Genomic DNA, 20,385 nt, shown 5'->3' on the forward strand with positions numbered 1-20,385 from the left:
TTACTACGATGTGTGACAAATTAATAGTTGCTAATTTAGAAAAAGTCAAAAAACGTTATTTATAAAAACGTATATATTTGGTATAAATAAATATTAATAAAATAATTTAATAAATATAAAAATGTGTATGAATATAATTAAGATTTAAACATTGAAAATTTTTGGCTGAATTAGTTTGTGATTTTTAAACTTTTTAATAATATTTGTTATTTAAAATAACTTTAGTTTTTTGTATAATTTATGCTAAATTTCTTTGAATGAAGTAAATTCAGTTGCTTAAATTTGCCTATTTTTGGTTTATTAATAGTACAATAAAGAAGCTAACTTTGATTAAGAAGGGAAATATATGTCAAGACTTGTGCGAGTTGGTGCCGGAGGTAAAGAAATTAGCTGGCATAATGCCTTAAATGATTTGCGTGCTGATGATGTCTTGCTTCTGGAGCCAGGATTTTATGAAATACCTGCGGGAACTTTTTTAGCTGATATTACGATTAAAGGAACTGGCAATCTTCCTGAAGATACAACGATACTGGGTTATGTGAATGTAGATGCTGGCAGTCAATTTGTTAATTTAGAAAATTTGTGTGTTAATACTGTAAATGATGCTAACAGCTTATTTGTGCCTGCTGCAGCCAATACTTTTTTGTCATTACGCAATTGTATTGTCAAGGGTTTCGGTGGTGATACTGCTACTATAGCTGCTAATGGTAAAGTGACACTGGAGCTGTTTTCGACAGTAATCATGAATGGTTCAGTTTCTTTATTTGCTGATTCCAATTTTCGCTTGGAAATGAATGATTCGACTATCAAAAATGTCGTTCAAGATATTGGAGCTTTGGCACTGGAAGGGCATGGCACTGCTGTTATCAATAACTCTCGCATTCATGGCAGTATTGATACCTTTAAAAAAGCAAATGTTGAATTAGATATAAATAACACCGTTGTTTCCTCACTTCTTATTCAGGGACAGGTCTGGTTGAACATGCTTAACAGCAAGCTTTTGTCACAAGAAGATACCGGAATGTTCATAACCGATGAGAACTGGATTAATATCATTGGCAGTGAGTTTAAGGGTGGCTTTTACTGCGAGAAAAACCCACACATAATTATTCAAAACAGCAGAATAAACCGCTTGATTGCTACAGGGGAAGCGAAGATTACATTTAACAATTCTGTTATTGTCAATCATGCTGATTTTCAGAATGAAGTTGAGTGCAATTCAAGGCGCGTAACTTTCAATGGTGGCAATGAGTACGAGTATTTTTTAGCTTTAAGCGATCAGGCTAAATTTGAAGGACATGATCTTATCTTTAATTCTAATGGTGCAAACTTGGCCGTAGAAAATCAGGCACACTTGCATGCTAGCGTGATTGCCACAAGTGATGATTCGATAACGGTAGAATGTGGACAAAATGCTGAATTTCGTTTATGGGGCATGAAATGGACCACTAAGAAAAATTAGGTTGCTAAATTATAATTTGTAACGTATCATGCAGAGTAGACCAATTTGAATTATAATAAGATGTGTAATGGAGGTGCATTCATGGAAGAACCAATGTACATCAAAATTCACAATCAAATTAAACGTGAAATAGAAAAGCATAATTACAAAGTTGGTAGTAAAATTCCAGCTGAAAGGCAGCTAGCCCAAAAGTTTGGTGTTTCTCGGATGACGTTGCGACAAGCAATTAAAACTTTGGAAGATGAAGGCATTTTAGAACAGCGTGTTGGTAGCGGAACATATGTGGCTAACCAAAAAGTGCAGGAAAAAATGTCGGGAATTATGTCTTTTACCGATATTACCCATGCTAATGGCCAAACGCCTTCAAGTAAGTTGATTTCTTATCGTTTTGGTAAGCCTTCCTTATCTGAAATGGAGCGGTTGAATTTAGATGATACGCAGGAAGTTTTGCGTATGGAGCGTATTCGTTATGCAGATGAGGTTCCGATTTGCTATGAAGTTGTATCTATTCCGCATAGCGTGATTTTAAATATGTCCAAAGCCGATATTTCTTCGCATTTATATCAAACTTTAGAAAAAAATGGTTATAAAATAGGACGTGTAACTGAATATATTTCTGCAGCGGTGGCCAACGAAAATGCGGCTAGATTACTTGATGCCAAGAAAGGTGAAGCATTAATTACTCGCCTGCAAGTAACTGAACTCTCTAATGGCGTACCCTTTGAGTATACTAGAGCCAGCTATGTTGCGGATCGTTTTGAATTTACTTTTGCAAAATAAAAACTCTGAATTAACTTTGTTAGTTAGTTCGGAGTTTTTGTTATTTTAAATCATCTTTGATTTTAGTGGTAGAGATTCCCGGTGTACGAGGCAAATAGACTACTTTGCAGTACGGTGTTAAAAAGTCAAATTTACCTTTCCAGTCATTACCCATGACAAAAGTATCAATATCATATTTTTGAATGTCTTTTATTTTTTGTTCCCAGTCTTTTTCGGGAATAACCTGATCGACGTAACGAATAGCCTCTAGGATATATTTACGCTCAGCATAATTATTATACGATTCCTTGTGTTTTTGAAATTGATTGAATTCGTCGGTAGACAAACCAACAATAAGATAATCGCCTAATTCGCGAGCTCGTTTTAGCAAGCGTACATGGCCATAATGCAATAAATCAAATGTACCATAAGTAATTATTTTTTTCATAGTTCCAGTACTCCTATTAATTTGACGAGTTAATAGTATCATATTTATAGAAAAGGTAAAGCGTATCCTCAATTCGAAATTATTTTGATAAAATAAAGTAAATTGAGGATTAGGAGATATAGTTATGACTAAAGTAAATGTTTTAGGAGTTAGTTTCGATAATAAAAGTTTTAATCAGTTTCAAAATGAATTTGTTGGCAGAATCAATGCTCATCAATCAACCTTTATAGTTACTGCCAATCCTGAAATTGTTATGTCAGCTAATGAAAATCCTGAATTTATGAAGATTTTAACTTATGATGCTGACTATATCACCGCTGATGGCATTGGAATTGTCAAAGCAAGTCACATATTAGGAGAACCGCTTAAAGAACGGGTAACGGGTTATGATCTGTTTTCCTGGCTTATGAAATTGGCAAATGACCGCAGTTTAAAAGTATATCTTATCGGGGCGCGACCCGAGGTGATTCATGCCATTCAAGGCAAAATTGCCCGGGACTATTCTGATATTCAGCTAGTAGGAGCTGAGGACGGCTATTTTAAGGAAGATTTGGAACTTGTTGCTTACCAGATAGAACGTACAGAGCCTGACCTTGTTTTTGCCGCCCTGGGTTCACCACGTCAGGAACAGCTTTTGTCTGTTTTGCGAAGAAACCTGCTGCCCGCTCTTATGATGGGAGTAGGGGGCAGTTTTGATGTCTTTTCAGGAAAGGTCAAACGAGCTCCTCAGATTTGGCAGACTATTCATTTAGAGTGGTTTTATCGTCTTCTTAAAAATCCCTCTCGGTTAAAGAGAATGATGGTTTTGCCACATTTTGTTCACGCAGTTTACCAGTCGAAAAAAGGAAAAGAATAATTATGAAAGTTTTGCACGTTAATGCTGGACTCGAAAATGGCGGCGGTCTGACCCATATCATCAATTTGCTAAAAGAGGCTAAAAATGAGCAACAAAATTTTACTTTATTATGTTTAGCCGAAGGTCCCGTTGCTCAAGCTGCTCGCAGGGCAAAACTGGATGTACAAGTTTTGGGAATAAAAAGTCGTTATGATTTAGGTGGCTTGAATAAGCTGGCTAATTTCATTAATCAAAGGAACTTTAATATAGTTCATACTCACGGACCTAGAGCGAATCTTTTCCTGTCTTTAATTAGGCGAAAAATTACGGCTAAATGGTGCATAACTATTCATTCCGACCCCTATCTTGATTTTGCCGGTCTTGGTTTAAAGGGTAAAATATTTACTAGAGTTAATTTGCATGCAATTAGCCATGCTGATTGTATTTTTGCTATTACTAAAAGATTTGCTAATTTATTAGTTAAAAAGGTAAAAATTAATTCGGAAAAGGTTCATGTAATATATAATGGCACTTTTTTTCATGAGGACAGCCAAATTCCTGCTAAATATGAACATCCCAACTTTAATATAGTAAATGTTGCCAGAGCCGAAAAAGTTAAGGGCCAGGCGCTGCTGCTGCAAGCATTAAAAAAACTAAATAATGCCAATGTTCATTTATTTATTGTTGGGGATGGTACGGAGTTAAGCTCTCTAAAAAATCTAGCGCAACAGCTAAAATTGGGTCCACAAGTAACTTTTCAAGGCTTTATGACGCATAAACAATTGAAAAACTTATATCGGCGTATGGATCTAGCGGTTTTAACTTCATATTCAGAGAGTTTTCCCTTAGTTTTATTGGAAGCAAGCGATAATCTTTTGCCGCTGTTGTCAACTGCAGTTGGTGATATTAAAGTAATGATACCAGATCAAAAGCATGGTTTTGTAGCTAATATTGGTGATGTAGATTCGATTTGTACCCAGTTAAAGCAGGCTGTAGACACCCCTAAAGATCAGCTTAAGGAAATGGCTCAGCGTGAGAAAAATTATGTTGAACGAAATTTTTCATTAAAGAAGCAGTTAGAAAGCATTTTGCAGGTATATAACAAGATTGAATAAATTACTAAGTTTGTTAAAAAATCCACAAATGTTTATAATAAGAAAAAAATATTAGTGGATTATTAAGAGGACAGAATGTTTTACCAAGAATTGGATAAAGATGACTCGTTAACTCTTCATACAGATTTGTATGAAATTAACATGATGTATACCTATTTTAAAAAAGGAATTTCGGAACGTAATGCGGTTTTTGAGGTTTATTACCGTAAAGAACCGTTTGGCAATGGGTATTCTGTTTATGCAGGATTAGAACACGTAATTTTATACTTACAAAACTTAAAATTTAAAGAAAGTGATTTGAAGTACTTAAAAGAAGAAATTGGCTATGACGATGATTTTATTGATTATCTGCGCCAATTGAAAATGGAGCTTACGGTAAGGTCGATGCGCGAAGGAGAAATAGCTTTTGCCAATGAACCTTTGCTGCAAGTTGAAGGACCACTGGCTCAATGTCAATTAGTTGAGACTGCCATTTTAAACATTATTAATTATCAAACCTTGTTAGCAACTAAAGCAGCTCGTGTCAAGCTAGCAGTGCAAGGCGACGGCGTCATGGAATTTGGTACTAGACGGGCACAGGAAGCAGATGCTGCTATCTGGGGTACTCGTGCAGCTTATATCGGTGGTTTTGACTCAACAAGCAATGTTCGTGCAGGTAAGTTGTTTGGGATTCCTGTTTCTGGTACACATGCTCATTCATTGGTGGAGGCATTTGGCAGTGAATATGAAGCATTCAAAGCTTATGCAGAAACGCATAAGGACTGCGTTTTTCTTGTAGATACATATGACACTGTCAGAAGTGGCGTACCAAATGCTATTCGTGTTGCCAATGAAATGGGTGATAGGATAAACTTTCAAGGCGTACGTATTGATTCTGGTGACATGGCTTATATTTCCAAGCAGGTTCGTCGCGAACTGGATAATGCCGGTTATACCAATGCCAAAATTTTTGCTTCAAACGATTTGGATGAAACTACGATTACCAGTTTAAAAATGCAGGGAGCCAAAATTGATGTTTGGGGCATTGGCACTAAATATATTACTGCTTATGACCAGCCCGCTCTAGGAGCCGTTTATAAATTAGTTTCAATTGAAGATGATCAGCACCATATGCGTGATACTTTAAAAATTTCTTCTAATGTGGAAAAGGTTTCAACTCCTGGTAAAAAGCAGGTTTGGCGTATTTCAGCCAATACTGAAAAGAAAAATGAGGGTGACTGGATTGCACGGGCGGGTGTAGATCCGCGAGAATTTGATTCACTTTATATGTTTCATCCTCAGTATACTTATATCAATAAAGTGGTAACGGATTATATTGCTGAGCCGCTTTTAAAAGATATTTTTGTAAATGGTCAATTGAAATATCACAAGCCTAAATTAACAGATATCAAAAACTTTTGTGCTGCTAATTTAGATGGTCTTTGGGATGAATATAAAAGAAGTTTGAACCCACAGGAATACCCTGTTGATCTTTCTCAAGATTTGTATGACAGTAAAATGAACATCATCCAGGATATTCGCACTAAAATCAATAAGGGAGATACTGCACAATGAGACCACTGCAAAAGGAAATTATAAAATATGAACATGTTTTGCCTCAAATTGATCCGCAAAAAGAAATTAGATGTTCAGTTGATTTTTTGAAAGATTATCTTAAAGCAAATACATTTTTGAAGTCTTATGTGTTGGGTATTTCTGGCGGGCAAGATTCCACGCTGACTGGGAAATTATGTCAGATGGCAATTACTGAAATGCGTAAGGAAACGGGCGACAATTCATATCAATTCATTGCGGTTCGTTTACCCTATGGCGTTCAAGCAGATGCACAAGATGCAGCTGACGCTGTGGCATTTCAAAAACCCGACCAGGATTTAACAGTCAATATTAAACCGGCTGTTGATGCTTTAGTAGCTAGTTTGAATGAAGCTGGGCAAAAAATTACAGATTTCAATAAAGGCAATGTAAAAGCGCGCGAGCGTATGGTAGTCCAATATGCTATTGCAGGAGCTAATAACGGAGCTGTTGTTGGGACAGATCATGCGGCTGAAAATTTTAGCGGCTTTTATACTAAATACGGTGACGGTGCGGCAGATTTAACGCCACTATTTCGCTTAGACAAACGTCAAGGTAAGCAGATGCTCAAATTTTTAAATTGTCCAGAGCATTTGTACCAAAAGGCACCAACGGCAGATTTGGAAGAAAATAAGCCAGGCTTACCTGATGAAGTTGCACTCGGTGTTAGCTATCAGGATGTTGACAACTATTTAGAAGGGCATGAAGTTTCTGAAACAGCCGCTGAAAAAATTGAATCTCTATGGCGTAAAAGTGAACATAAAAGGCATTTGCCCATAACTGTTTTTGATGATTTTTATCGTAAATAAGGACTAGATATTTGGAGCTTGATTTTTCCTCAGTAGGCCTGTTATTGACAAAAACTGTGCAAGTAGTACAATTACTGATAACTTAAGATATGTTTTTTAAGATTAGCAGTTCAAAGAGAGAATCGCCTGGTGAAAAAGATTTACTGCTATTTAAAAAATGCTCCTTACAGTTCAAATAAATAAAAATAATTAAGAGGTAACAAGCACTGTTGCAATTGAGGTGGTACCGCGTTTTAAGGCGTCCTTAAGATAAGCAACAGTGTTTTTATTTTGGCAAAAAGGGAGATATATTTGATGAAGAAACTGACAAGTTCAGAATTTAGACAGATGTTTTTGGATTTCTTCAAGCAGCACGGCCATATGGTATTGCCCAGTCAATCATTGATTCCGCAAGATGACCCCACCTTGCTGTGGATCAATTCCGGTGTGGCGACGATGAAGAAATATTTTGATGGCTCAGTAGTGCCCAAAAATCATCGCATTACCAGTTCACAAAAGTCAATCAGAACCAATGATATTGAAAATGTTGGTAAAACAGCCAGACACCAAACTTTTTTTGAAATGCTCGGCAACTTTTCTGTGGGCGATTATTTTAAAAAAGAGGCAATTACTTGGGCCTGGGAATTTTTGACCAGTCCCGACTGGCTTGATTTAGATCAGGAAAAACTTTACTGTACTGTTTACCCTAAAGATACAGAAGCACATAAAATTTGGCTTGAAGTTGGTATGCCCGAGGATCATATCGTTAAACTGGAAGAAAATTTCTGGGATATTGGTGAAGGTCCTTGCGGTCCTGACTCTGAAATTTTTTATGATCGTGGTCAGGAAAATAACGATGTGGCAGAAGATGATCCAGAAAACTTCCCTGGTGGTGAAAATGCCCGTTATTTGGAAATTTGGAATATTGTCTTTTCACAATATAATCATTTGGCAAATGGCAAGTATGTTGATCAACCACATAAGAATATTGATACCGGTATGGGCTTAGAGCGCGTTTTGTCTATTTTGCAAGATGCGCCAACTAACTTTGAAACTGACCTCTTTTTGCCGATTATCCATGAAACAGAAAAAATGACTGCTGCTAAAAAATATGGCACAAATAAGGCAGATACCACTGCTTTTAAGATTATTGCAGATCACGTCCGTACTGTCAGTTTCGCCATTGCAGATGGTGCACTGCCATCAAACACAGGGCGTGGCTATGTTTTACGGCGCCTAATTCGGCGTGCCGATTTAAATGGTCAGCGTTTAGGCATTAAGGGTGCATTTCTTTATAAACTTGTACCAGTGGTTGGTAAAATTATGCAGAGTCATTACCCAGAAGTGACAGAGCAAAAAGATTTCATTGCCAAAGTAATCAAGAATGAAGAAGAAAGATTCCAGTTAACTCTTGAATCAGGATTAACTTTACTTGATGACTTAATTGCAAGTGCACAAAAGTCAGAAGATAAAACTATAACTGGTAAAGATGCGTTCAAGTTATTTGATACCTATGGCTTTCCTTATGAACTAACTTTTGAGACTGCACAGGATGCAGGTTTAAAAGTTGATCAAAAAGGCTTTGATGCTGAAATGGCTGCCCAAAAAGAACGTGCTCGTAAAGCTCGTGGTAATTTGCAATCAATGAGTTCTCAAGATGAAACCCTGATGAACTTAAAGGATAAGTCAGAGTTTGAATACGGTGTTTATGAAGAAAAGCACGCAAAACTAGTTGATATTATTGTCAATGATCAATTGGTTAATAGAGCAGATGGCGATAATGCCGTTTTGATTTTTGATAAGACTCCTTTTTATGGTGAACGTGGTGGTCAGGTGGCTGATCACGGCAATATTTATGATCAGGAAGGAGAACTAGTTGCCCAAGTAACTGATGTGCAACATGCGCCTAATGACCAAAATATGCATTTTGTCGATGTGATTTTACCTCTGACAAAAGGTGAGGAATATACTCTAAAGATCGACAGAGTTCGCCGCGAAGGTCTGCGCCACTCACACACGGCTACTCACTTGTTGCATGCAGCTTTGAGAAGCGTACTGGGTGAACATACTCATCAAGCCGGCAGTTTGGTTGAACCCGATTATTTGCGCTTTGACTTTACTGCGCTTGAACCAATGACTAAAAAAGAAATTAAGTCCGTTGAAAACCTGGTAAACCAAAAAATCTGGGCAGCTATTGATGTCAAAACTACCATCACTGACCCTGATACTGGTAGAAAAATGGGCGCTTTGGCTTTGTTTGACGGTAAATACGGTGATCAAGTTCGGGTTGTGCAGATGTCTGATTTTTCTATTGAGTTCTGTGGTGGTACTCATTGCGCCAATACTAACCAAATAGGTATTTTTAAGATTATTTCTGAATCAGCTATTGGTGCAGGAATGAGAAGAATTGAAGCAGTTGTTTCTAAGAAAGCATATGAATACTTAGCCAATAGGTCTGAACTGTTAGATGAGATTCAAGCAGAAGTAAAGTCAACTAAACCAGAAGATATTATTGATAAGGTTGATTCGCTTGAAAAGGACCTGCATGACAGTCAAAAGCAGGTTGAAGATTTGAATTTGCAAATTAATCAAAGTAAAGCCAACTCTATTTTTGATAATATAGAGCAGGTCGGTGATCTTTCTGTTATTGCCCAAAAAGTTGATGTTAACGGAATGAATGATTTGCGTGAATTTGCCGATACTTGGAAGAGTGGCAAAAATTCAGATGTGCTGATTTTGGCCACTGCTAGTGACGGCAAGGCCAATATGATCATTAGCCTAGGTAATAAAGCATTAGCCAAGGGCCTTAAAGCAGGTGATTTAATTAAGCAAGCTGCTCCAATCTTTGGAGGAGGAGGAGGCGGTCGCCCAGATATGGCTCAAGCCGGAGGTAAAAAACCTGAAGGTCTTGAAAAGGCTATTCAGACAGTGATCACAGCGATTTCAAAAAATTAATTGATTGAGTTTATACTGTTTTTCAAGTAAAATTGTGCTAGGAGGAATGATTATGAGTTCGCTAGATAAGACAATGCACTTTGACTTTAATGAAAATAAAGGCAAAAACGTTCATGATACTCTGCAAGATGTTTATAATGCTCTGGAAGAGAAGGGCTATAATCCAGTTAATCAGATTGTCGGGTATTTGTTGTCTGGCGATCCAGCCTATATTCCACGGCATAATGATGCTCGTAATTTAATTTTAAAACACGAACGTGATGAAATTATTGAAGAGCTTGTCAAAAATTATCTTGGAAAAGATAAATAATGCGATTAGTTGGTTTAGATGTTGGATCAAAGACAGTAGGCGTTGCAGTCAGTGATGAATTAGGCATCACTGCACAAATGCTTGAAACTATCCCTATTGATGAAACGCGTTATAATTTTGGTATGCGTGCAATTAAAAAGATTGTGCGCCAATATGAACCAGCGGGTTTTGTTTTAGGTTTGCCCAAAAATATGGATGGCTCTTCAGGTGCAGCGGTTGCCCGAAGTAAGGCATACGGTGAAAGGCTTAAAAAGAAGTTTGGTTTGCCAGTGCACTATTCTGATGAGAGACTAACTACAGTTGAATCTGAACGTGTTTTAGTTGAAGAAGCAGATATGCACAACCGCCACCAACGTAAAAAAGTGATTGACCAAATGGCCGCTGTCTTGATTTTACAAAATTATTTGGATCTAAACCGAAAGGATTAATATGACACAAGAAGTTAACGGTGATGACCGTCAAATTACCTTGATTGATGATCAAGGCAACGAAGAATTATATGAAATTTTATTTACATTTCATTCTGATGACTATGATAAATCATATGTTCTGCTTTATCCGGCAGCTGCCAGTGATGATGAGGAAATTGAAGTTTTGGCTTTTAGTTATGACTCCGATGCCGCAGGTGATGTCACTAGCAGTGACTTACACGAGATTGAAGCGGATGATGAATGGAATATGGTCCAAGGAGTTTTGAACACATTTTTGGACGACGACCGATTGAGTGGTGAATAAAAAAGACTGGCTGGGCCAGCCTTTTTTATTCAAGATTAATAATTTAGAAACTAATGAATGATAAGATATTAGAAACTTTAGAATTTGCAAAAATTACTGAACAACTGCAACAAATGGCGATTACTACACCAGCTAAAATGGCAGCTGAGAGTCTTGTACCAAGTGATAACTTTGCTCAAGTCGAACTGGCACTGAAGCAGACTTTGGCAGGTGCTGATATTTTGCGGATCAAGGGACAACTGCCCTTAACAGATTTTGCTGATGTTGAGCCGAGTATTAAGCGTTTGCGGATCAAAGCAAATTTGAATGCAAAGGAATTAGGCAACTTATTGCTGGTTTTAGCACTTGCTAATGAAATCAACGACTTTTTTAGTGATGTTGATGATGAAAAATTGGATTTAACGGCAATAAATTCGATTTTAACGCAATTGGACGTGCCTCAGTCACTGTTTAAGCAACTTAAGCGTTCACTGGATTTTGACGGGGAAGTTCTTGATACTGCATCTGCTGAATTATCCCATTTACGTCGCGAAATCAAAAATAATGATGCAGAGATTAAAGATAAAATGGATAGCTACACAAAAGGTAATAGCAGTAAATATTTATCTGAACAAATAGTGACTATTCGTGACGAAAGATACGTTATTCCGGTTAAGCAAGAATACCGCAATAAATTTGGTGGCGTTGTTCATGACCAGAGTGCCAGCGGGCAAACGCTTTTTATTGAGCCGAGTGCAGTTTTAAATCTTAACAACCGTCAGCAAAATCTTTTGGCGCAAGAAAAAAGGGAGATTAGTCGGATTTTACGCAATCTGTCAGATTTAGTGCGCCCAGAAGTTGACAGTATAGATGCTATTGCAAGCTCCTTGGTTGAGCTTGATTTTATCCAGGCAAAGGCAAAATTGGCTCATGCTATGAAAGCAACTGAACCAAAGTTGACTCATGATCAGTCACTTTTATTTTTACAGGCGCGACATCCTTTAATTGATCCCAAAAAAGTAGTTGCAAACGACATTCGCCTTGGTGAAGATTACGATACGATGCTGATAACTGGTCCCAATACTGGTGGAAAAACTATCACATTAAAAACTGCAGGAATTTTACAATTGATGGCCCAGTCAGGGTTATTTATCCCGGCAGCAGAAGGCAGTAAAGCGGGCGTCTTTAAGGATATTTGCGCTGATATTGGGGATGAACAATCTATTGAGCAATCACTCAGCACATTTTCTTCACATATTAACGATATTGTTAAAATAATGAAAAATGTTAATGCTGAAACTCTTGTTTTGATTGATGAAATTGGAGCGGGGACGGATCCAGAAGAAGGAGCCAGTCTTGCAATTAGTATTTTGGATTTTTTACGGCAAAAGAAAGCTAAAATTATCGTCACTACCCATTACCCAGAACTTAAACTTTATGGTTATAATCGTAAAAGAACGACTAATGCCTCTATGGAATTTGATCTAAAAACACTGTCTCCAACCTATCGTTTACAAATTGGTATTCCTGGTCACAGTAACGCCTTTGCTATTGCTCGCAGGCTAGGGATGCGTGAGGATGTGGTTAAAAACGCTCAAGGGTTAATGAGTGACGAAAACGTTGATATTAACCAAATGATTACCGAGTTGACCAAACAAACTAAAGCTGCTTCAGATGCGCGTAGTCATTTAACAACTAGTCTTGATCGAGCTAAAAAACTTGAACTAAAGTTGCAGCAAGCATTGGATTGGTATAATCAGCGTGTGCAAAAGCAGCTGGAATTTGCCCAGGAAAGAGCTAATGAAGTAGTCACAAAAAGTCGTAAAAAAGCTGATAAAATCATAGCTCAGCTTGAAGAGCAAAAGGGCAATGTCAAACAAAATGAAGTGATTGCAGCTAAGGGTGAATTTAATCAACTTGCACGGCAAAATGAGAATTTGGCTCACAACCGTGTTTTGCAACGTGAAAAAAGACGTCATCATGTCAATGTAGGTGATAAGGTAAAAGTGTTGTCTTACGGACAAACTGGTACGATTACTAAAAAATTATCCGAACATGAATATGAAGTACAAATGGGCATCATTAAAGTTAAAGTCAGTGATCGCGACATTGAAAAAATTGGTTCTCCAAAAGAGTCGCGCGCCCACCAGCAAGTTCGCGCTGTTAGCGCAAGCAGAAGGAGCAATGTGAGAAGTGAGCTTGACTTGCGCGGTCAGCGTTATGATGAAGCAATGACTAATCTTGATCGCTATATTGACTCTGTACTGCTCGCAGGCCTTGATGTTGTCACGATTATTCATGGTATTGGAACTGGTGCAATTAGAAAAGGTGTTTGGCAGTATTTAAAGTCAAGCAAGCATGTAAAAAGTTATAATTACGCTCCAGCAAATGAGGGTGGCAATGGTGCTACTATTGTTCATTTACAATAAAATGCTTTACTTGTAAAAAGTAAGTCTGCTTGCTATAATGAAAATATCAATAGATAACTATTTTTTCCTTAAAGGAGGGTTTTTCATGGTTGATGAGCTTACAGATCAAAACTTTGAAGAAGAAACAAAAGACGGTGTCGTTTTAACAGACTTTTGGGCAACCTGGTGTGGTCCTTGTAAAATGCAATCACCAGTTGTTGATGAACTGGCTGAAGAGCGACAAGACGTTAAATTTACCAAAATGGATGTTGATCAAAATAAGGAAGTGCCAAGCTCTTTGGGTGTAATGGCCATTCCAACTTTATTGATTAAAAAGAATGGTGAAATTGTGGACCGAATTACTGGCTATACTCCAAAAGCAAAACTGAGTCAGATTTTGGATCAATACACAAAATAAAAAATTCCTGCTTGTGCAGGAATTTTTTTAATTGCTTTTTTCTTTTAATAAATCGCGTATTTCCTTGAGATAGTCTTCCGCAGATGGACCAGCAGGTTGTTGCTGCTCATTGTGTCTCATTACTTTATTGACAGCTTTGACTAGTAAGAAAACTATGAATGCTATAATCAGGAAATTAATTACAGTATTGATAAACTCACCGTATTTAAATGTGGCACCACCGGCTTTAAATACCAAATTGGATAGATCAATTTTTCCAATAAACAACCCTAAAAGTGGGTTAATCAAATTATTTACCAAAGAATTAACAATGTTGGTAAAAGCTCCACCAATAATTACACCTACAGCCAGATCAATAACATTACCACGTTGAATAAATTCTTTAAATTCTCTAAGCATTTTATTTCCTCCATTCTTACTTTAATCATATTGCAAAAATAGCAAAAGACTAAATTATTTGTTTCTGGAAGTTTAATCAAACTTAGCGATTAATTTAACTTCTTTTTTTCGCTCATCAACTTTGATTTCGCACTCAGTTGTGCGACCAGTTTCCTTTTCAATTGCTTCTGCAATGATGCCAGCTTCAAGAGAAAATTCTCGACTGCCACTGTTAATCCGATCGGTCACGTTTTGCCCTTTGAGCTTAAATACTTCTTCGCTGTGATGGGTCCTTGTCTTTTCTAAGCTGCCAAATTCTGTAGTTGCAAAGAAACTAACTACATCTTCAAATGACAACAAATCATATTTGCGGGCAATTCGTTTGCCGCCCCAATAAAGAATGGCTTCATTGTCTTCACCTAAAATTGTTGGCAGTAAGAAATCACGATAAAGTTGATTTACAAAATAAACATGTTCGTGTTGCTCGTTATTGTTTTGCATAAAGAAATTCATCCCTTTTATTTTCTTTTATTTTACCGTAAAATTGACTGAAGTATAAATTATTTAGGGGAGACTTTTATAATGGATAACCGACCAATTGGCTTGCTAGATTCTGGTGTTGGCGGGTTGACAGTAGTCAAAAAAATTATTGCCAAAATGCCACACGAGGCGACCGTTTTTATTGGTGATAATGCTCATATTCCTTACGGTGATAAGTCTAAAGCAGAAATTATCGCTCTTACTAAGCAGAGTGTTAACTTTTTATTAAGTAAAAATGTCAAATTAATCATTTTTGCATGTAACACAGCCACGGCAGTGGCTATGAAAGCAATTCAAAAAGAAATTGAACCACAAATTATTGGTGTAATCCAATCAGGTGCTGTAGCAGCAGCAAATGCGACCAAAAACAAAAATGTTGCAGTCGTGGCCACCAAGATGACTGTTGGCTTACATGCATATCAAAAGGAAATACAGGTACGTGATCCTGAGATAACTGTGAACGAGATAGCTGCTCCACAAATTGTACCCCTAATTGAAGCCAATGCGGGACATCAAGCTTATGTAGCTGCACTTAAAAAGATTTTATTACCAATAAACAATTTAAGTGTTGATACTTTAGTCTTAGGATGTACTCATTATCCAATTATCCGCAGTGAATTTACCCAGTGCTTGAAACCCGATGTACAAATAATTGACCCTGCCGATCAAGTTGCCCAGTATACATATAATATTATGAAACGTGATCAGATGTTCACGGATAGTTCAGCTGAGGGGAAACACAAATACTATACTACAGGTGATGTCAAAATGTTTGATGAACTTGGTAAAAAAGTATTACAGGATCAGAAATTTAGTGCACAGCACCTTTAGTAAAGGAGAAAAAATGGAAATATTATTTGCTACCACCAATAAAGGAAAAGTCAAGGAGCTAAAATCAGCATTTAAAACGGCTGCAATTAATGTTAGCCTCAAAACCAATGCTGATTTAGATAGACCACCTGTAGTTGATGAATATGGAATAACTTTTGAGCAAAACGCTAAGTTGAAGGCCCACGAGTTAGCAGATTACAGCCATATGTTGACAATAGCAGACGATTCCGGGTTAATTGTTGATGCACTTGATGGTGCTCCTGGAGTTCATTCTGCACGTTTTGCCGGCCCCGAACATAATGACCAAAAAAATAATGCCAAATTGCTAGCAGAACTTGGCGGAGTACCCTTAAAAAAACGGACTGCTAGATTTAATACTACAATCGTAGTTTCTAAGCCAGGTCATTTTGACCAGGATTTAGTTGTTTCAGGACAATGCGAAGGCTTGATTTTGCCAGCTCCTCAAGGCGATGATGGATTTGGTTATGATCCGCTTTTTTATGTACCAGAAAAACAGAAAACATTTGCAGAGATGACAATTGCAGAAAAAAACAGCCTTTCTCATCGAGGGAAAGCGATATCCCAACTGCTCAAAGAATTACCTCAATGGCTGGCTCAATTTGAATAAGTAAAAAACTGATAAAAATCTCAAGTACTATTTCAACAAGAATAATAATTTCGTTGAATTTGTCTGATGTGATGTTTATCAGTTTTTGTTTTATTCTGCCAGTAAAATTTTATTTTGAGGTAATATTTTTAAATATTGTGTGAGGTACTCATCTTGGACTTCTTTTTCATGGCCAGGTTTAACTTGAAAATGAATAACATAATTGACAGTTTGTGCTGTTTGTTCTGTGATTCCAACTATTTTGGGCTCCTGCACTAAAAAGTTAATATTAGTGCTTAAATTTTTATTAACTTGATTGATAAGTTCATGAACTTTTGCAAAGTCATTATTGGCTTTAAGCTGCATTGTTATATCCAAACCAATGCCGCCATGGGCCAAATTTTGGACTATTGAAATGTTGCGGTTAGGAATGTAGATAATAGAACCATCCGATCCTTTAAGTCTGGTAGTTCTTAAACCCAACTGAACAACAACTCCTGTTTGATTGTTGATGGAAACAATGTCACCCACATCAAACTGATCTTCGCTTAAGATGAAAAAGCCATTAACCAAATCACTGACAAATCCTTGCGCTCCCATACCTAAAGCTAGTGAAAAAATACCGGCACTTGCAAGCAGAGTTCCAATTGGAATGCCTAAAATGGATAAAACCGCAAATAAGTAAAAGAAGATTACTGTATATTCAAAGATACTGTTAATTAATGCTGTAACAGTTTGTGTTCTCTTATTTTGTTTTCTTTTACTGCGCTTCAAATAATGGCTGATAATTTTTTTGCCAAAATGGTCAATTAAATAAAAAACTAAGGAAGAAATTGCTAACTGCCAGACAATTGCCAAAACTTGTTCACCCAGTCTGTCCCAGTTGAATTTGAGGACGTTTTTGTTGATTTGAAATATTTTATTCATGGTAATTACCTTTCGTATATGCATATTAACTATAACAAAATATGACATATAGATTGAGATTAAAGCATTTTCATGCTAGACTTTTTTTAGGTATAGAATTGGAGGTAAAAGATGAAATTTTCTTATGGTGCATTAGCAGGGTTGATTGCTGCCATTGCATTATTAATTTTAGTACTTTTCACAATTCCAGTGCTTATTCGTGCCGCAAAGGCGACTAAAGAAGCTGAAAAAGCAATCCAAAGTGCTAACGAGTCTATTCAGCAAATTTCTGAAGATGTTAATGGTTTACTGCATCAGACTGGAGATTTGCTGGACAAAACCAATGTCTTGTTAGCAGATGTTAATGTTAAAATGAAAACTATTGATCCTGTTGTTCAGGCAGCAGCTGATCTGGGCGAAAGCGTTTCAGATGTTAATACCTCTACCAGAAAAATGGCAAAACGTTTCAATAATTTTCATTGGAAGCGTAACGGATTAATGTCATCTGCTTTAGCATCGGTGTTTGCACGGCATAAGCGACGTAAAGGTGAAGATTAGTAAAAGGAGTTACTTTTATGAAAAAGTTTGTAAGTTTTGTTTTGGGAACTATTGTTGGGACTGCCGCAGGTTTTCTTGCTGGTTCTCTCTTAGTAAGTGATGATCAAATCGACGAGTTAAAGAAAAAAGTTAAGAACAATGAAACTGTTCAGGATTTAAAGAAGAAATATGATAACGGTACCGAAATAGTGAAGAATCAACTGGCTTCATTCCCTAAGAATGTAGAAGATGATTCAGAACTAAAGGATTTTGATGATATCGTTATTGATAATTCAAAAGATGATGATGTTCAACAAAAAGATCATGCTCAAGATGTAGCCAATGATCTGCATCATGCAGAAACAACAGACGATTTTAATCAACCGGAGCCTCCAAAACCAGAAGGTCCATCTGATCCGTCTGATGCACCAGTTGATCCATATTCCAGACCATAAATTAATAAAAAATGGCACTAGCAGATAAGATATTGCTGCTAGTGCCATTTTTGTGTGGTCAAGTGATTTAAATTCTTGTTTAAAGAGGCAAAACTTTGAGTTCTTTACTGGTATGAGTAAAAGGTTCATAGCCATCTTTAGTAACGACACCACAATCTTCAATTCTGACACCCGCAACATTTGGAATGTAAATTCCGGGTTCAATCGAAAAGCACATGCCCTCCTCAATTATAAGATCATTACCTTGGACAATTGAAGGATATTCGTGCACTTCCTTGCCAATACCATGTCCCAAACGGTGGATGAAGTATTCACCATAGCCGGCTTTTGTAATGATATTGCGAGCGACACTGTCGAGTTCAGAAGCAGTCATACCAGGTCTAACTGCGTCGATAGCAGCTTGTTGAGCTTCACGATCAATTTCGTAAATTTCTCTTTCTTTAGCGGTCGGCTCGCCATAAGCAACAGTACGGCTGGAATCTGAAGCATAGCCATTGTGCATTGTTCCAAGGTCAAAGAGAACTAATTCATTTGGCTTAACTTTATTCATAGTAGGACCCAAATGAGGATTGGCGGCGTTGGCACCCGCTTGCACAATAGTTTCAAAACTTTCATGCATGACACCTTTTTGCACTTTGAGCTGATACTCAATTTGTCCTGCTATATATCTTTCAGTGACGCCCTCCTTAATAGCATCGAAGCCAATTTGAAATGCGAAATCAGCTTCACGTCCAGCGGCTTGCAATTGCTTGATTTCTTCAGGAGTTTTATACAGGCGAATTTTATTAACAAAATTCGAAACGTCGCCGTCAAAATTTGCGTCGGGAAATTGTGCGTGAATGAGTTGGTAGTGAGAAACAGACAGGTTGTTTTTTTCTACAGCCCATTTTTGATACTCTTTTGTTCTGCTTTTTACCTTGTCAGCGATAATCTCCCAGGGATTTTCTGAATCCAGATAACCGTAAACATCACCATTCCAGGCGGAGTCTTTGGCTTCTTCAACGTTTAAAGCCGGCACAAAGACAAACGGATCCTGATCCCTAAATGCTAAAAGGGCAAAAATTCGTTCGTGCGGCTCCATGTCATATCCGGTAAAGTAGGCAATTGTAGTTGGGTTAGAAATATAGGCTACATCCTTATCAGAACTTTGCAGCCATTCTTGTAATTTTGTTAAATTCATAGCTTCTTCCTTCCATTTTGAATTTACAGTTAAAGAAAGTATATCATGTTCTTGACTTGAAAAAATGAAAGAATAGTTGTAAACGTTTGCACTTTTTGGAAAAAAATGATAAATTTTATACTAGTAAAATTAAGATGGGGGAACCAAGAATGCGTAAACAAGATATTACAATTTATGATGTAGCTCGTGAGGCTAAAGTCTCGATGGCCACAGTCTCACGAGTAGTTAATGGCAATACAAATGTGCGTAAAGATACGCGTGATCGGGTAATGAAAGTAATTAACCGTTTGCATTATCAGCCCAATGCAGTAGCACAAGGGCTTGCTTCCAAGAGAACTACTACGGTCGGTTTAATTGTGCCAGATCTAACCAACCTTTATTTTGCAGAATTGTCAAAAGGGATTGATGATATTGCGCTTTTATATAAGTACAACATTATTATCACTAGTATTGAAAACCGTTTGATGAGAGAAGATCAGGCAATTCAAGGCTTGCTTAACAAACAGGTTGATGGCGTAATTTACATGTCAGATGCACTGCCTGAAGAAGCTGTTAAAGCCTTTAAGCGTACTGATACTCCTGTGGTTCTGGCAGGAACTAAGGATAGCCACAGTGAATTTCCTTCAGTTGCTATAGATTATCAAAAAGCTGATACAGAAGCTTTAAACTTGCTCTATAATGATGGTAGAAAGAATTTGGCTTTAGTGCTAGGCGATCCCGATACAGTAGTTAATGCCCAAAACAGAGTTCCAGCATATAAGAAATTTATGGCGGATCATAATTTGGGTGAGGGCCATATTTATTCTAATGTTAAAGATCACTCTGATGGTTATAATTTATTGTCTAAGTTAGACCGCGATGGTGTTGATGGTGTAATTGTCACCCGTGACGTTACCGCTGTCGGAATTTTGAATTCAGCAATTGATGCTGGTAAAAAGGTGCCGGAAGAATTAGAAATAATTACTGCAAGTGCCACGCAAATTGCGTCAGTTGTACGTCCCGCTTTAACAGCTATTCGGCAACCACTTTATGATATTGGCGCAGTAGCCATGAGAATGCTCACTAAACTGATGAATAATGAAGAAGTGCCAGAAACCCAGATCGAGCTGCCTTATGAAATATTGAAAAAACAAAGTACAACAAATGAGTAAAAATTGTTTATTATAT

At 37.2% G+C, this 20,385-nt stretch carries 22 protein-coding genes; 17 read left to right on the forward strand and 5 right to left on the reverse strand.

Going from position 1 to position 20,385, the window contains the following annotated elements:
* The first annotated feature begins 346 nt into the window (after positions 1-346).
* Together H3U49_RS09585 and H3U49_RS09590 are read left to right on the forward strand one after the other, a co-directional pair.
* Positions 347-1,462, forward strand: coding sequence for a hypothetical protein (locus H3U49_RS09585; RefSeq protein WP_198181143.1), 1,116 nt, complete (start codon positions 347-349; stop codon positions 1,460-1,462).
* An 81-nt stretch (positions 1,463-1,543) separates the two neighbouring features.
* Positions 1,544-2,242 (forward strand): GntR family transcriptional regulator, encoded by a 699-nt coding sequence (locus H3U49_RS09590; RefSeq protein ID WP_198181144.1) that lies wholly within the window; start codon positions 1,544-1,546, stop codon positions 2,240-2,242.
* A gap of 40 nt (positions 2,243-2,282) precedes the next feature.
* On the opposite strand, the gene tagD is transcribed toward H3U49_RS09590, so the two are convergent.
* On the reverse strand, positions 2,283-2,669 hold the full coding sequence (tagD, locus tag H3U49_RS09595; RefSeq protein ID WP_198181145.1) for a glycerol-3-phosphate cytidylyltransferase: 387 nt from the start codon (positions 2,667-2,669) through the stop codon (positions 2,283-2,285).
* A gap of 124 nt (positions 2,670-2,793) precedes the next feature.
* Between tagD and H3U49_RS09600 the strand changes: the two genes are divergently transcribed.
* From H3U49_RS09600 to trxA, 10 genes are all read left to right on the forward strand, one after another.
* Complete coding sequence (locus H3U49_RS09600) at positions 2,794-3,525, forward strand: WecB/TagA/CpsF family glycosyltransferase (RefSeq protein ID WP_198181146.1); 732 nt, start codon at positions 2,794-2,796, stop codon at positions 3,523-3,525.
* A gap of 2 nt (positions 3,526-3,527) precedes the next feature.
* On the forward strand, positions 3,528-4,619 hold the full coding sequence (locus tag H3U49_RS09605; RefSeq protein WP_198181147.1) for a glycosyltransferase: 1,092 nt from the start codon (positions 3,528-3,530) through the stop codon (positions 4,617-4,619).
* Positions 4,620-4,694: 75 nt separating this feature from the next.
* Entirely contained in the window at positions 4,695-6,173 is a 1,479-nt protein-coding gene (locus H3U49_RS09610; protein ID WP_198181148.1) for a nicotinate phosphoribosyltransferase, read from the forward strand.
* Positions 6,170-7,000 carry an ammonia-dependent NAD(+) synthetase gene (gene nadE / locus H3U49_RS09615; RefSeq protein WP_198181149.1) on the forward strand — a complete coding sequence of 277 codons (831 nt, stop codon included), beginning with the start codon at positions 6,170-6,172 and terminating at the stop codon, positions 6,998-7,000. Before H3U49_RS09610 ends, nadE begins: the two co-directional genes overlap by 4 nt.
* Positions 7,001-7,294: 294 nt before the next feature.
* Positions 7,295-9,934, forward strand: a complete 2,640-nt coding sequence (gene alaS / locus H3U49_RS09620) for an alanine--tRNA ligase (RefSeq protein WP_198181150.1) — start codon at positions 7,295-7,297, stop codon at positions 9,932-9,934.
* 52 nt (positions 9,935-9,986) lie between these two features.
* Positions 9,987-10,244 carry an IreB family regulatory phosphoprotein gene (locus H3U49_RS09625; protein WP_038521496.1) on the forward strand — a complete coding sequence of 86 codons (258 nt, stop codon included), beginning with the start codon at positions 9,987-9,989 and terminating at the stop codon, positions 10,242-10,244.
* Entirely contained in the window at positions 10,244-10,672 is a 429-nt protein-coding gene (ruvX, locus tag H3U49_RS09630; RefSeq protein WP_198181151.1) for a Holliday junction resolvase RuvX, read from the forward strand. The genes H3U49_RS09625 and ruvX overlap by 1 nt, the downstream gene beginning before the upstream one ends.
* A 1-nt stretch (position 10,673) precedes the next feature.
* Positions 10,674-10,979, forward strand: coding sequence for a DUF1292 domain-containing protein (locus H3U49_RS09635; RefSeq protein WP_045927649.1), 306 nt, complete (start codon positions 10,674-10,676; stop codon positions 10,977-10,979).
* Positions 10,980-11,032: 53 nt separating this feature from the next.
* A complete protein-coding gene (locus H3U49_RS09640) occupies positions 11,033-13,387 on the forward strand; it encodes an endonuclease MutS2 (protein ID WP_198181152.1) in 2,355 nt (784 codons plus the stop codon).
* Between the two features lie 85 nt (positions 13,388-13,472).
* Positions 13,473-13,784, forward strand: a complete 312-nt coding sequence (gene trxA, locus H3U49_RS09645; protein ID WP_034980713.1) for a thioredoxin — start codon at positions 13,473-13,475, stop codon at positions 13,782-13,784.
* 27 nt (positions 13,785-13,811) lie between these two features.
* Here trxA and mscL read toward each other — a convergent pair whose 3' ends face one another.
* On the reverse strand, positions 13,812-14,183 hold the full coding sequence (mscL, locus tag H3U49_RS09650; protein ID WP_046331689.1) for a large-conductance mechanosensitive channel protein MscL: 372 nt from the start codon (positions 14,181-14,183) through the stop codon (positions 13,812-13,814).
* 72 nt (positions 14,184-14,255) lie between these two features.
* Complete coding sequence (locus tag H3U49_RS09655) at positions 14,256-14,675, reverse strand: YslB family protein (protein WP_198181153.1); 420 nt, start codon at positions 14,673-14,675, stop codon at positions 14,256-14,258.
* A 69-nt stretch (positions 14,676-14,744) separates the two neighbouring features.
* Here H3U49_RS09655 and murI point away from each other — a divergent pair, with 69 nt between their 5' ends.
* A complete protein-coding gene (murI, locus tag H3U49_RS09660; protein ID WP_198181154.1) occupies positions 14,745-15,533 on the forward strand; it encodes a glutamate racemase in 789 nt (262 codons plus the stop codon).
* 13 nt (positions 15,534-15,546) lie between these two features.
* On the forward strand, positions 15,547-16,161 hold the full coding sequence (locus H3U49_RS09665; protein ID WP_198181155.1) for an XTP/dITP diphosphatase: 615 nt from the start codon (positions 15,547-15,549) through the stop codon (positions 16,159-16,161).
* Between the two features lie 90 nt (positions 16,162-16,251).
* On the opposite strand, the gene H3U49_RS09670 is transcribed toward H3U49_RS09665, so the two are convergent.
* Positions 16,252-17,067 (reverse strand): mechanosensitive ion channel family protein, encoded by an 816-nt coding sequence (locus H3U49_RS09670; protein WP_198181156.1) that lies wholly within the window; start codon positions 17,065-17,067, stop codon positions 16,252-16,254.
* Positions 17,068-17,178: 111 nt separating this feature from the next.
* Here H3U49_RS09670 and H3U49_RS09675 point away from each other — a divergent pair, with 111 nt between their 5' ends.
* Positions 17,179-17,604 carry a DUF948 domain-containing protein gene (locus H3U49_RS09675; protein ID WP_198181157.1) on the forward strand — a complete coding sequence of 142 codons (426 nt, stop codon included), beginning with the start codon at positions 17,179-17,181 and terminating at the stop codon, positions 17,602-17,604.
* Positions 17,605-17,621: 17 nt separating this feature from the next.
* A complete protein-coding gene (locus H3U49_RS09680; protein WP_198181158.1) occupies positions 17,622-18,038 on the forward strand; it encodes a DUF1269 domain-containing protein in 417 nt (138 codons plus the stop codon).
* A gap of 79 nt (positions 18,039-18,117) precedes the next feature.
* Here H3U49_RS09680 and H3U49_RS09685 read toward each other — a convergent pair whose 3' ends face one another.
* Positions 18,118-19,218 (reverse strand): aminopeptidase P family protein, encoded by a 1,101-nt coding sequence (locus H3U49_RS09685; RefSeq protein WP_198181159.1) that lies wholly within the window; start codon positions 19,216-19,218, stop codon positions 18,118-18,120.
* A 149-nt stretch (positions 19,219-19,367) separates the two neighbouring features.
* On the opposite strand from H3U49_RS09685, the gene H3U49_RS09690 reads away from it, so the two are divergent.
* Positions 19,368-20,369, forward strand: a complete 1,002-nt coding sequence (locus tag H3U49_RS09690; RefSeq protein WP_198181160.1) for a substrate-binding domain-containing protein — start codon at positions 19,368-19,370, stop codon at positions 20,367-20,369.
* Positions 20,370-20,385 lie beyond the last annotated feature (16 nt).

Origin of the sequence: Lactobacillus sp. W8174 (assembly GCF_016100975.1) — a bacterium.
GTDB classification, from domain to species: Bacteria; Bacillota; Bacilli; order Lactobacillales; family Lactobacillaceae; genus Lactobacillus; species Lactobacillus juensis.